A 12981-nucleotide genomic window follows, 5' to 3' on the forward strand; every position below is an offset into this window, starting at 1 on the left:
ATTCCACCTGAAGACAGATGGGAATCAACAGTCTGTTGGTCTTATTTGATCGATTCGGCGCCGGAAATGATTTCCATAAGCTCTTTGGTAATAGCAGCCTGCCTGGCCCTGTTGTATTGAAGCGTAAGCTTGGAAATCATGTCTTTCGCATTTCTGCTGGCACTGTCCATGGCACTCATGCGGGCACCATGTTCGGAGGCAACGGATTCCAGCAACCCACGAAAAATCTGTACCTCAATGTGTTTTGGTAAAATCTGGTCGAGTACTTTTCCACGGTTGGGTTCGTAGAGATACTGGGGAACGTGCGTCCCTTCCTCAACCTTAAGTGGAACAATCGGAAGCAGTTGTTCAATCAGCGGATCCTGTGAAATCGCGCTACGGAAAGCATTGTAGGCGAGATATACCGCGTCGTATTTACCCTCGGTATACTCCGTAACAATGTCTTGGCCTAGAAGAGATGCCGTGCTGTAGGAGATCGACCCGGTAATGTTTTCGTGTACCTTGACGATGTTCATCCCTTTGCGCGTTTTGAGGTAGTCTTTTCCCTTACGGCCGATGATCATAATATCGATATCGGTAAATCCGTCAGGGTTCTGCCTGACAAAACGCTCCACAGCCTTAGAAACATTCGCGTTGAAGCCGCCACACAGTCCTCGATCAGCCGTCATAAGGACGACCAGAGCCCGTCCCTTGCCTCGTTGCTGCAGCAGCGGATGAGCCTCCGCATCCTCACGCAGGGCAAGGCTGGAGAGAACACTCAGCATTTTTTCCGCGTAAGGACGCGCAGATACTACGGCATCCTGAGCTCGTCGCAATTTGGCCGCCGAGACCATCTTCATGGCCTTGGTGATCTGACTGGTGTTCTTAACCGAAGAGATTCTCTTTTTTATATCCTTCAGGCTTGCCATCTGTTCATACCTTTTGAATACGTTTTAGGCGACAAACTGACCCTTGAACTCGTCCAGTGCCCCTTTAATGCGGCTTTCGAGGTCGCTATCTATGGCCTTTTTCTCTTTAACATCGGCCAAAAGCTGGCTTTGGCTGCTCTCAAGGTAGGAGAGCAATTCAGCCTCATAGCGCTGGATAGCGGTAGGGGGATAGTCGTCCACATAACCGTTGTTGGCTGCGTAAATGACAAGAACCTGCTTCTCGACCGGCAAAGGCTTGTATTGTCCCTGCTTGAGAATCTCGACCAGACGGGCACCACGGGCCAGCTGGCGTTGAGTCGCGGCATCAAGGTCCGATCCAAACTGGGCAAACGCCGCCATTTCACGATATTGGGCCAACGCAAGGCGCAGAGTACCGGCCACCTGTTTCATCGCTTTGACCTGGGCACTGCCGCCGACGCGAGAAACCGACAGACCAACGTTGATAGCCGGACGAACACCGGAGTAGAAGAGGTCCGTTTCCAGGAAGATCTGACCGTCGGTAATAGAAATAACGTTGGTCGGAATATAAGCGGAAACGTCACCCGCCTGCGTTTCGATAATGGGCAGGGCGGTGAGACTGCCAGCGCCAAGGTCGTCATTCAGTTTGGCTGCACGCTCAAGAAGACGGCTGTGAAGATAGAAGACGTCCCCGGGATAGGCCTCGCGTCCCGGAGGACGGCGCAGCAGGAGGGAAAGCTGGCGGTAGGCCACGGCCTGCTTGGAAAGGTCATCATAAATAATAAGGGCATGCTTGCCATTATCCCGGAAATATTCGCCCATGGTGACCCCGGTGTAAGGAGCGATGAACTGCAGGGGGGCGGGGTCGGAGGCAGTAGCGGCTACAACGATGGTGTAGTCCATGGCACCGTGCTGCTTCAATTTGTCGACAACCTGGGCCACAGTCGAACGCTTCTGGCCGATGGCCACGTAGATACAGACGACGTTTTGGCCCTTTTGGTTGATGATGGTGTCAATAGCCACCGCCGTTTTTCCGGTCTGGCGGTCACCAATGATAAGTTCGCGCTGACCACGGCCGATGGGAACCATGGCATCGATAGCCTTGAGTCCCGTCTGCATCGGCTCGTGAACTGATTTACGAGCAACGATGCCGGGCGCCTTGATTTCTACCTGGCTGAAATCTTTCGTGTCGATCTCGCCCAAACCGTCGATTGGGATACCAATTCCATCAACAACGCGGCCGGTAAGAGCATCGCCGACAGGGACCTGCACAATGCGCTCGGTCCTTTTGACGGTGTCACCTTCCTTGATGTGGTGGGCCTCACCGAGAATAGCGGCACCAACGTTGTCTTCTTCAAGATTGAGAACCATTCCCATGATTCCACCGGGGAACTCGAGGAGTTCGCCGGCCATGGCTTTATCAAGACCGTGAATACGGGCGATACCATCACCAACGGAAATTATGGTTCCCGTCTCACTAACCTCTACCTCACGGCCGAAGTTCTCGATCTGTTTTTTGATAATCGCGCTGATTTCTTCTGCTCTGATTTCCATAAGACCTTCTCACCCCTTCTTTAAGGTATCTTCAATCCGCTTCAACTGGGTTTTTATACTTCCGTCAAAAAGCTGACCGGCTATTTCAGCCTGCAGCCCCCCGATAAGGGCAGGATCGACATCCATGGTGACGTCAATCCTTTTGCCCGTATTTTTTTCCAATGCCGAAGCAATGGCCTTGACCTGTTCCTCTGCAAGAGGAGAAGCCGACTTGAGCTTTGCTCGCAATACTCCGGATAGTTCGTCGGCCAGCTTCCGGTAATCCCCTTCAATCAGTGAGAGGAACTTCAGTCGGTCGTTCTCGAGAAGAAGTCCAAGAAAGTTACTGACCCCCTTAGAAAGACCCAGACTTTTAGTCACCTCTTGCAGAATGGCCGCTTTCTTCGCCAACGGAAAAGTCGGACTCTCCAAAATAAGCCGGAGAGAATCTTCTGAGGCAAACACTGTGGACACCTTGGCCAGCTCCTGGCCAAATCCCTCAACCATCTTCTGCTCGGCACCCAAGTTTACCAGGGCCTTCGCATACCGCCTGGATATTGCGCTGATACTCAATGTAATTCTCCCACCTTTTGGATATATTCATTCACCAGACGTTTTTGATCGTCTCCGGTAACCTTTTGGGTGAGCAGGTCTCTCGCTATCTCGATGGCCATATTCGTCGCTTCCTGCCGGAGCTCAGCTTTTGCCTTGGCTATTTCCCGAGAGGCGGTTTTCTCTGCGTCCTGGCTTATTTTTTCAGCCATTGCTTTAGCCTCAGCAATAATCCGGTCGCGCTCAAGCTCTCCCTCACGCTTGATCGAAGCATAGATGTCCTCGATTTCAGCAGAAGCTTTGGTTAGCTTTTCATCATATTCCGCATAACGTGTTTCGGCCTTTTCCTTGGCGTCCTGGGCCTCCTTGAGAGCCTTTTCAATACCTTCACGGCGCCCAGCCAACCCCTTGCGAATGGGCTTGGTTACAAAATAGGCCAGCAGTCCGAAGGTAACGGCGAAATTGAACGTACGGTAAAGAAAGTCCTTGATAAGAACACCGCTGTCCACATGATGAGCGTCCCCGGCAGCGACGGCGGCAGTAGTAGAGCAGACGATAAGCAGCAGGGCTGCCGCGGAAGATATGACTTTTTTATTCATCAAAATCCCTCTTGATTTCATTACAGGCTCCTTCCCAGGAGCTTGGAAGCGATATCCGAGGCCAGGGTCTTCGCATCGGAACGCAGGGCTTTTCGAGCCTCTTCTGCCTCGCCTGAGACTTTTTTCTTCATGGTCTCCAGAGTTTCAGTGGCGTTCTGCCTGGCGGTCGACAAGATACCCGTTTCCTTGGATACGGCCTCTTCTCTCATTACCGCCTTTTCTTTGCTGGCGGCGATTTTTGCTTCCTGCAGTTTTTCCTGGTAGGCGGCCATCTTTTCATCAACCTGAACTGCCAGATCCTTGGCCCTCTGGTGAGAGCCGTCAATGGTTTCCTTGCGCTTTTGCAGCATACTGCGAAGCGGTTTATAAAGGATAAAGTTCAGCGCAACCATTAAAACGATAAAGTTGACAAACTGGACAATTATGGTTCCGTTGATTTCAATCACAGCAATACCTCATAAACGTCTTGGGCCGTTTGTTAATTCACTCGTATACTGTATACAGGAAAACAGGGGGAAAAGGGCTCCTCCCCGGTGCTAAATCGGGCAATAGCTACCACATGCCCCTTATCATGTCAAGGTCTTTTGACCTCGCCCGAAGAAAGGGGCCTTCGTGGTCAGCCTTAAGGCACTGGCTTTTATTCTTGAACATCTTTTTATTTGTCTTTAACCGGCGTGGGGGTTGTCCCTTTTTCTACCTTCATGCTGATGTTGCTGTTGACCCGGACCCCCTCTTCAACGAGCAGCACGGGTGTTTCAATGTTTCCTTCCACCACGGCCGGAGCACGCAGCTCAACACGGTCAGTGGCTTTAATATTTCCCTTGAAGCGGCCGCTGAGAATGAGACTTCCAACCGTTACTTCAGCTTGAATATCAGCAGCTTCTCCCACAATCAGGGTGTCCTTCGAGCTGATCTCTCCCCGGAAGGCACCATCCAGGCGGACAATATCATCAAAAACAAGCTTTCCCTCAAATTCGCTACCCGGTCCAAGAAAGGCCTTAATTTCGCGTTTTTCAATAGGTGTATCTTTCTTCATCGCGTTTTCATCCTTTTTAAGAAACATGGCAGAGAGACTCCCCTCTCATCAATTTATACAGTTATACCCAAGACCTCCATCAACCTTTCCAGCTCTTGTGGAGAAAAGTAGGTGATTTCTATTTTTCCACCCTTTCCTTTTGCGGCTATCTTGACCTGGGTGCCTAATGCTCTTTTCAACTCTCCGGCGAGATGGACCAACTCCGGATTTTCCACCTGTTTCTTTTTTTCCTTCGCTACCACACCAAAACTTTTTATTTTTTTTACCAGAGCTTCAGTTTCCCTTACGGAGAGTTTTTTCTCCAAAACCTGGTTCCTGGCCTCGACAACATCCTCGTCGGAATCAAGAGACAACAGGCTTCGTGCATGGCCCATACTCAGACGACTGCTCAACACGTCGTCACGAACAAGGTCTGGCAACCGCAAGAGACGCAATGAATTGGCAACTGTGGACCTGTCTTTACCAACCCTTCGTGCAACGTCTTCCTGAGAGAGATCGAAGCCATCCATGAGATTTCTATACGCTTCCGCCTCTTCAATAGGATTCAGGTCCTCACGTTGGATATTTTCTATCAGGGCCACTTCGAGGGCCCAGTCCTCCGATACATCCTGTATAACGACAGGTACTTCTCGCAAACCGGCCTTTTGGGCGGCTCGCCATCGTCGTTCTCCCGCTATGATCTGATAGAAATCCTCCACCTGCCTGACCACGAGAGGCTGAATGACTCCCTTCTCCCTGATCGAGGCGACGAGTTCGGCCATCTTCTCATCATTAAAGGTCTTACGGGGCTGTTTCCCGTGAGGCTTGAGCTCTTCAATGGGACATAGAAAATATTTCCTCCCCCCCTCCTGAGTCGCGGAATTGAGCAAAGCTCCAATCCCCTTACCCAGCGCCGGACGTTTTGCCATACTAACTCTCCATCTCTATGATTTCTTTAGCTAATTCCAGATAGGCGATCGCTCCGCGAGAGGTGATGTCATATAAAATCACCGGCAGACCATGGCTAGGAGCCTCGGAAAGCCGAACGTTTCTCGGAATAACCGAGTCAAACACCTTATCGGAGAAGTGGTTCCGTATTTCATCGCTCACCAGGTGGGATAAATTATTGCGCCCGTCAAACATGGTCAACAAAATGCCGCCTATTTTTAGCCGAGGATTCAACTCTTTCTGAATAAGGCGTATGGTTTTGGTCAACTGGCTTAACCCTTCCATGGCGTAAAATTCACACTGAAGGGGAATAAGAACACTGTCGGCAGCGGTCAGGGCATTGACAGTCAGCAAGCCAAGGGAAGGAGGGCAATCTATTATAATAAAATCATACTCAGACTCAATTTCACGCAAAACGCCCTGCAGCTTCACTTCCCTGGCTAAAGCCGAAACCAGTTCAATCTCAGCACCGATAAGATCTGTATTGGCCGGAAGAATGTCCAGGTTAGGCATTTGGGTATGAAGAAGTATATCTTTGGGCTTGGCTTCACCGAGCAGGGCATTATAGATCGTCAACTCCAGAGAGCCCTTATTGACCCCAAGTCCACTGCAAGCATTCCCCTGTGGGTCCATGTCCACCAGGAGTGTCCTTTTTTCAGCAGCAGCCAGCGAAGCCGACAGATTTACGGCGGTAGTGGTCTTTCCCACACCACCTTTTTGATTAGCTACAACAATTATTTGGGCCATCGAGTCTCTCCTTACCCCCACCTCAAGAGGCCAAAGATTACCACAACAGAGGGCTTCGTCCAAGAAAAAAGGCCTTTATTACAAGACCTTATTTCGCTTCAAGATATAGTCGACCGCGTGAGTAAGAACACAATATCTTGGGTCCTACAGGTCCCTCTTAAGAACCAAAAGGGTCCTTTTTGATCCCGATGCCGGGAGTTCCAAATTCCTTATCTCCAGACAACTCACACCGACCTCACGAAGCCAGGCACTACTGGCCTCATATTCTGCTTCACCCTCAGAGCCCTTCATACTGATAAGGAGGCCATCCTTATCAAGGAACGGAACGGCCAACCCTACGAATGTTTTTAAATCCGAAAATGCCCTTGAAACAACTACATTGAAAGAACCTTTCATCTCACCCCTAGAGGCCAAATCCTCAGCCCGCCCATGACGGGATTCTATACCAGAAAGGGCCAATCGACGACAGATGTGGCGCTGAAAAAGAATCCTTTTTTGAATAGCGTCAACCATAACTACATGGAGATCCGGCAAAACTATCTTCAACGGGATCCCTGGAAGTCCAGCCCCTGACCCCAGGTCGAGAAGACTCCCTGCAGAGCTAACAAGAGGCAACAGGGTCAAGGAATCGATGAGATGTTTTTCAATGCCTTCAAGGCGATTATTGATGGCGGTCAGGTTTATCTTCTTATTCCACTCCAACAATTCATCCAAATACCACAATAGAGCCTCTGCCTGCTGATCAGACAACGTCAAAGCAACTCTCTGTGCCCACTCCTTTAACAGGGTCACATCCTTCATTTTTGTCGCCTCAGCAATATCGTCAAAATAGCAATGGCGGCAGGCGTAACTCCCGGTATCCTCATGGCCTGCCCCAGGTTCATCGGCTTTACTTTTTCCAACTTCTCTCGTACTTCCGCAGTCAAACCTGACACCGCTCGATAATCAAAGCTATCGGGGATCAAAACTTCTTCTGTCTTTCTAAATCGCTTGACCTGCTCTTCCTGTCGACGGATATACCCTTCGTATTTGACCTCAACCTGCAAAAGACTCAGCACGGCAGGCTCGAGCAATACTAAATCATGCGCCATAAAACCTACGTCTTCTATCGTCAATTCTGGCCGGCGCAAAAGCTCTTCTAAGGTCAAAGCATTTTTCAGACCTTCCAAGCCCAATCTTTGAGTAGAGTCCTTATCGCCCGGCATGAGACGAGTATTTTTCAGAATAACCCTACCTCTATCCAACGCCTCCATCTTATCGCAAAAAAAGCGCCAACGTTCTTCATCAACAAGACCGACCCTCTTGCCCACTGCGGTCAAACGCTGATCCGCGTTGTCCTCACGAAGCAACAAACGATGCTCTGCACGAGACGTAAACATTCGATAGGGCTCCTGGGTTCCCTTATTGACAAGATCATCAACCAACACACCCAGATAGGCCTGATCCCTACCAACAACCACCTCTTCCATCCCCCTTGAGAAGAGAGCAGCATTCATCCCGGCAAGCAACCCCTGGGCTGCGGCCTCTTCGTAACCGGAGGTGCCGTTAATTTGTCCAGCATGATAAAGGCCCGCTATTTCTTTGGTGGCCAAAGTCGGCCTCAGTTGAATGGGATCGACATAGTCATACTCAATCGCATACCCAGGACGCATAATTTCAACTTTTTCAAGCCCGACTATTGTCCGAAGAAAGGAAAGCTGGACATCGGGGGGCAACGATGTTGAAACGCCATTGGGGTAAAATTCACTGCTCTCCAAACCCTCCGGTTCTAAAAAGACCTGGTGCTGTCCTTTTTCAGAAAAACGAACCACCTTATCCTCAATCGAGGGACAATATCTTGCCCCAACCCCCTCTATCACCCCTGAATACATTGGAGACCGGTCGAGATTATTCAGGATTATTTCGTGGGTTTTTTCATTCGTGTAGGTAATGAAACAGGGCCTCTGGTTGAAAGGCCTGCATTTCGGCACAAAAGAAAAAGGTTCAAAATCTTCATCTCCCCACTGCTGCTCAAGACAGGAAAAATCAATACTCGCCGCCGACAATCGTGCAGGAGTTCCCGTCTTCAGGCGACCAACCGTAAAACCTAAAGATTTTAGCTGTGCCGACAACCCCTCAGAGGACGGCTCGCCAGCCCTACCACCGGCATAACTGGCCAGGCCAACATGTATCAAACCCCTCATAAAAGTGCCTGTTGTCAACACCACGGCCCTGGACTGAAAAGCAATGCCTTCCCGTGTCTCGACCCCAGCCACACCACTCTCATCAAACAAAAGACGAACAACAACGCCCTGCTTAAGATCGAGACCTGGTGTCTGCTCTACCACGGCCTTCATTCTGCGACTATAAAGGTAGCGGTCTGCCTGTGCCCTCGAAGCCCTGACCGCCGGACCCTTTTTCATATTCAACGTTCTGAACTGTATGCCCGTTGCGTCAATATTTCGAGCCATCTCGCCACCGAGAGCATCAACCTCCCGAACCAGATGCCCCTTGGCCAAACCACCAATGGCGGGATTACAGGACATCTGAGCCACGGCATCAAGACTGATATTCAACAAAAGCGTAAGACACCCCATGCGAGCAGAGGCAAGGGCAGCTTCACACCCCGCATGTCCGGCACCTACGACAATGACATCATATTTTTTTCCATAGCTGCTTTTCATATTCACCATGTTTCACGTGGAACAAACTATTTACCAATGCAAAACCTACTGAAAATACGATCTAAAACATCATCCGGGGTAGTTTCGCCAGTTATTTCGCCGAGGCGCGAAACAGCCTCACGTAAATCAACGGCAAGAAGCTCTGGGGGGAGATCGTGGGATGCGTTACACAAAAAGGCATTAAGGCAGTCGCGGCAGCGAAGGAGCGATTGATAGTGCCGACGGTCAGACAAGAGAAAGGATTCAGGGCCCTCCAGGGCCTTTTCGTCAACAAGAAGGTTTTTGATGTTTGCTCTCAGATCCTCAATCCCGGCTCCACTATGAACGGACACCTTAACCTGGGGGAGAGTATGAAAATGGTGATCTAGTGGGGCAGGTGGCAGGTCTGACTTATTAACGACGAGCAGGCAGGGCACATGCTGTGTCAAACTCAAAGCGAGACGATCGTCAGGAGTAATGCCCTTGTGTCCATCAACAACCAGCAGGACAAGATCGGCTGTATCGATTTTGGCCTTGGCCCTATTGACACCTTCAACCTCAACGACATCTTCGGTATGCCGAACACCAGCCGTATCAATAAGTCGTAGAGGCAAACCATCAAACAGAACAGACTCCTCAAGCGTATCCCTGGTTGTCCCAGCCACGTCGGTAACTATTGCCCTGGACTCGCCAAGAAGGGCATTCAATAAAGAGCTTTTGCCAACATTAGGACGTCCAAAAATGAGGACAGAAACTCCCTCCCGCAATACACGCCCGGAGTTAAAGGTAGACAAAAGGTGCTCTACGTCGTGAAGAAGGTGACGAACTTGCAGGGTTATGGAATCAAAAGCCTTCGGATCAATATCTTCCTCGGGGAAGTCAATATCCGCCTCTACGTGCGAGAGAAGGTCCAGGAGTGTGTTATTAAATTGATTTAGTGTCCGGTATAGTTTTCCTTGAAGTTGACTGGAGGCGATGCGCGCAGCCCCTTCAGACCGGGACCGAATAAGGTCGATAATGGCTTCTGCGCGTGTTAAATCAATACGACCGTTTAAAAATGCACGATAGGTAAATTCGCCAGGGGAGGCGAGCCGCGCACCATGTTCAATTAGAAGATCAAGAATCTGTGAAACAACAACTGAGCCACCATGGCAGTGTATTTCGGCAACATCCTCACGCGTAAAAGACTTGGGCCCCCGCATGAGAACAGCCATCACCTCATCAACAACACAGCCATTGGTATTGTGGATATGGCCGTAATAAAGATAATGAGAGGAAAGTTCCTTTACTGGAGAAAAAGGGACAAAGCAGGAGTTGAGAATAGATTTACTCAAAGAACCTGACATTCTTATGATGGCGACACCACCATCACCAACAGCCGTAGCTGGAGCAGCAATAGTATCCTCAGAGTACACCAGTCAACCTCATACGCAAGACATTACCTGCCGGGAACGAGCTTAAAAGAACTGGATAAAATCAAAATACGCCTATCAAGGAGAGCCGATATGGTCACAAAAAACAACGGTGATCCAAATAGCATCAGCGATAAAAGCCATTTAGGTAGAAAAACCTTAAAACCACCATTAATGGATAGCCAAAACTTAAGATTTCAAGGGTGATTTGTTAATCAAATATTGCTGCAAAATAGTAAGAAGATTATTCACAAGCCAGTATATGACCAGACCAGAAGGAAAGTTGAGAAAAAGAAAGGTGAAAACAATGGGCATAATCATGAATATTTTAGCCTGGGTAGGATCCATGGTAGTAGGAGTCATTTTTTGCTGCAAAAACATGGTACCACCCATAATAATAGGCGTAATGTAATACGGATCTTTGGTCGAAAGATCAGTAATCCACAGGGCAAACGGGGCGTGCCGCAAATCTATATTTCCAAGCAATACTTTATAGAGAGCAAAAAATACGGGAATCTGTATAAGCATGGGAAGACACCCGCCCAAGGGATTAACCCGTTTGGTTTTGTAAAGTTCCATGATTTCGCGATTAAGGCGTTCTTTGTCGTTTTTGAATTTTTCCCTGATTTTTTGCATTTCAGGTTGCAGCGTCTGCATAGCCTTCATTGAAGAATAACTCTTCTGGGTCAAAGGCCAGAAAAGTATTTTAATAACGAAGGTAAGCAGAATGATAGCCACCCCATAGTTACCCACAAAGCTATAGAAGAAATTCAGAACGAACAGAAGGGGTCGGGCAATAAAGTCAAAAATACCAAAGTCGACGATTTCAGAAAGACGATAATTTACCGATTCGAGGATGTCGGGGTCACGGGGCCCCATATAAATCAGGTAATCAAAAGATATGGACGAGTGAGGCAAAAGGGTTTTAAGGGGGGCCTGCACACGATTATAAATGTAATTTCCATCGCTATATAGCTTTATAAAATCAAGAGAATTATCCAGGGGGACGATAGCGGACATAAAGTATTCGTCTTCAAAAGCAGTCCAAATAACATTATCCCTGTATTCTACAGTTTTTTCGATGTCTTTACGCTTAACCGTATCAACATCATCATTAACGAGAGTAGCAGGACCCACAAATGAAAGACTAGAAGACTCATTCAACCGATCTAAGGGGGTTACCAAAGACAAAGAAAGTTTACCGTCCAAAGATTTTTCTGATTTATTAAAAGCAGTAATGTGAACAGGAAAATCATAACTATTTCCACTAAAAACAAACTTTTTTACTAAAGTGACACCATGATCATTGTCAAATTGAAAAGATATTTCTTTTTTATCTCCAGGCCGTATAAAAATATAATTGTCATCAATATCCAAATGAAAAAGGTCATCTTTCCCGTGAAAGAAAAAGCCCTCCCCATTATTGGAAAGTGTTGAATGAGAGGGGTCCACCACCAAATCAATGAAACCCGAGTCTTCTTTGGCTGAGATGAAATATTTTTTTAGTTTAAAACTTTTTACAGTAGCTCCGACATTAGACAGAACAACGATAAAATCGTCAGTTTCAATGGTAATTTCCCGTGGCTTAACGTTTCCTGTATTTATAATTTCGCTAGGTCCTGTCGCCCTCTTCGGTTCAGTGGGGACAATAATTTCCGCAGGGGTCGCATCCTGCACGGAAACAATGGATTCTGGTTGGGGAGGGACAGGGTCCACCTGAGTTTGGGAGTACAGGGTAAAGCCGACCCAGACGACAAGCATTAGAACCAGAGCAATAATAGTATTTTTGTTTTCCATGTGACGTTCTCCAGAAGACCATCAGGCGGGGTCATAGCCCCCAGGATGAAAAGGGTGACATTTAATTATACGTATGAAAGTTTTAAAGATACCTTTAAATATTCCGTATTTTTGAAGACATTGAATAGCATAAGAACTACAAGAAGGATAAAAACGGCAGGAGGGTGCTTTTAACGGAGATATAAAGGTCTGGTAAAATTGAAGAAGGGTAATTAAAAGTTTCCGGAACATAATTTTATTTATTCTCATTTCCTTTAACAAGGAAACTAAGTTCAGAGGAAACCTGAGCGTAGGTAAGTGAGGCTGCTCCTCTTTTGCATATGATGGAGATATCGACAGAAGCGGGTAATTTATCGAAGTTTAATCTGAAAAATTGGCGGATAAGGCGTTTGATGTGATTACGTAGAACAGCATTGCCTATCTTGCGGCTGGCAGTAATCCCCAATCGTTTTAGCTTTTTGTCGTTACTGGCCTGATAAACAATAAAATATTTAGTGCGAAAGACAATCCCATTTTCACGCACCAACATAAATTCCCACCTGTGTCGCAAACGATTGACAGGTGGGAATCTATAGGACCGGAATAAGGACACTAGTCAATTATTTTTTAGGTATGGAGACAACAAGAAGTTTCCTACCACGGGCACGACGCCGTTTTAAAACAAGGCGACCATTTTTGCTCTGCATGCGCTGCCTGAAACCATGCGTTCTTTTTCTACGAATTCTGCTAGGTTGATAAGTACGTTTCATATCAATTAAACTCCCTTTGTAAAATCATTTGAAACAAATCGTATTCTTACCGTTAGATACCACCTAATGTCAATATTTTTTTTCAATTTGAAATTATAAG

General features: G+C 47.8%; 15 protein-coding genes. All 15 read right to left on the reverse strand.

What is annotated here, in order from left to right; genetic code table 11:
* Positions 1 to 41 precede the first annotated feature (41 nt).
* The gene (gene atpG, locus AOP6_RS15145; protein WP_155877562.1) at positions 42 to 908 is read right to left on the reverse strand and encodes an ATP synthase F1 subunit gamma; all 867 of its coding nucleotides are present in this window, start codon (positions 906 to 908) and stop codon (positions 42 to 44) included.
* Between the two features lie 24 nt (positions 909 to 932).
* Positions 933 to 2441: a F0F1 ATP synthase subunit alpha gene (atpA, locus tag AOP6_RS15150; protein ID WP_155877563.1), complete on the reverse strand. Its 1509-nt coding sequence runs from the start codon at positions 2439 to 2441 to the stop codon at positions 933 to 935.
* A gap of 9 nt (positions 2442 to 2450) precedes the next feature.
* Positions 2451 to 2993, reverse strand: a complete 543-nt coding sequence (atpH, locus tag AOP6_RS15155) for an ATP synthase F1 subunit delta (protein ID WP_155877564.1) — start codon at positions 2991 to 2993, stop codon at positions 2451 to 2453.
* Positions 2990 to 3571 carry an ATP synthase F0 subunit B gene (locus AOP6_RS15160; protein ID WP_155877565.1) on the reverse strand — a complete coding sequence of 194 codons (582 nt, stop codon included), beginning with the start codon at positions 3569 to 3571 and terminating at the stop codon, positions 2990 to 2992. Before AOP6_RS15160 ends, atpH begins: the two co-directional genes overlap by 4 nt.
* Positions 3572 to 3591: 20 nt before the next feature.
* The gene (locus tag AOP6_RS15165) at positions 3592 to 4017 is read right to left on the reverse strand and encodes an ATP synthase F0 subunit B (RefSeq protein WP_155877566.1); all 426 of its coding nucleotides are present in this window, start codon (positions 4015 to 4017) and stop codon (positions 3592 to 3594) included.
* Between the two features lie 209 nt (positions 4018 to 4226).
* The gene (locus AOP6_RS15170; protein WP_155877567.1) at positions 4227 to 4634 is read right to left on the reverse strand and encodes a polymer-forming cytoskeletal protein; all 408 of its coding nucleotides are present in this window, start codon (positions 4632 to 4634) and stop codon (positions 4227 to 4229) included.
* Positions 4635 to 4660: 26 nt separating this feature from the next.
* The gene (locus AOP6_RS15175; RefSeq protein ID WP_155877568.1) at positions 4661 to 5515 is read right to left on the reverse strand and encodes a ParB/RepB/Spo0J family partition protein; all 855 of its coding nucleotides are present in this window, start codon (positions 5513 to 5515) and stop codon (positions 4661 to 4663) included.
* A gap of 1 nt (position 5516) precedes the next feature.
* Entirely contained in the window at positions 5517 to 6281 is a 765-nt protein-coding gene (locus AOP6_RS15180; RefSeq protein WP_155877569.1) for an AAA family ATPase, read from the reverse strand.
* A gap of 144 nt (positions 6282 to 6425) precedes the next feature.
* Complete coding sequence (rsmG, locus tag AOP6_RS15185) at positions 6426 to 7082, reverse strand: 16S rRNA (guanine(527)-N(7))-methyltransferase RsmG (protein WP_155877570.1); 657 nt, start codon at positions 7080 to 7082, stop codon at positions 6426 to 6428.
* Entirely contained in the window at positions 7079 to 8953 is a 1875-nt protein-coding gene (gene mnmG / locus AOP6_RS15190) for a tRNA uridine-5-carboxymethylaminomethyl(34) synthesis enzyme MnmG (protein WP_213194655.1), read from the reverse strand. Before mnmG ends, rsmG begins: the two co-directional genes overlap by 4 nt.
* Positions 8954 to 8970: 17 nt before the next feature.
* Entirely contained in the window at positions 8971 to 10338 is a 1368-nt protein-coding gene (gene mnmE, locus AOP6_RS15195) for a tRNA uridine-5-carboxymethylaminomethyl(34) synthesis GTPase MnmE (protein ID WP_155877572.1), read from the reverse strand.
* A gap of 186 nt (positions 10339 to 10524) precedes the next feature.
* Positions 10525 to 12132: a membrane protein insertase YidC gene (gene yidC, locus AOP6_RS15200; RefSeq protein WP_155877573.1), complete on the reverse strand. Its 1608-nt coding sequence runs from the start codon at positions 12130 to 12132 to the stop codon at positions 10525 to 10527.
* Positions 12133 to 12153: 21 nt separating this feature from the next.
* On the reverse strand, positions 12154 to 12363 hold the full coding sequence (gene yidD, locus AOP6_RS15205; protein WP_213194656.1) for a membrane protein insertion efficiency factor YidD: 210 nt from the start codon (positions 12361 to 12363) through the stop codon (positions 12154 to 12156).
* 4 nt (positions 12364 to 12367) lie between these two features.
* Positions 12368 to 12724 carry a ribonuclease P protein component gene (rnpA, locus tag AOP6_RS15210; protein ID WP_225897310.1) on the reverse strand — a complete coding sequence of 119 codons (357 nt, stop codon included), beginning with the start codon at positions 12722 to 12724 and terminating at the stop codon, positions 12368 to 12370.
* A 7-nt stretch (positions 12725 to 12731) separates the two neighbouring features.
* Positions 12732 to 12881: a 50S ribosomal protein L34 gene (rpmH, locus tag AOP6_RS15215; RefSeq protein WP_155877575.1), complete on the reverse strand. Its 150-nt coding sequence runs from the start codon at positions 12879 to 12881 to the stop codon at positions 12732 to 12734.
* Positions 12882 to 12981 lie beyond the last annotated feature (100 nt).

Source organism: Desulfuromonas sp. AOP6 (assembly GCF_009731355.2).
Lineage (GTDB): Bacteria > Desulfobacterota > Desulfuromonadia > Desulfuromonadales > SZUA-540 > SZUA-540.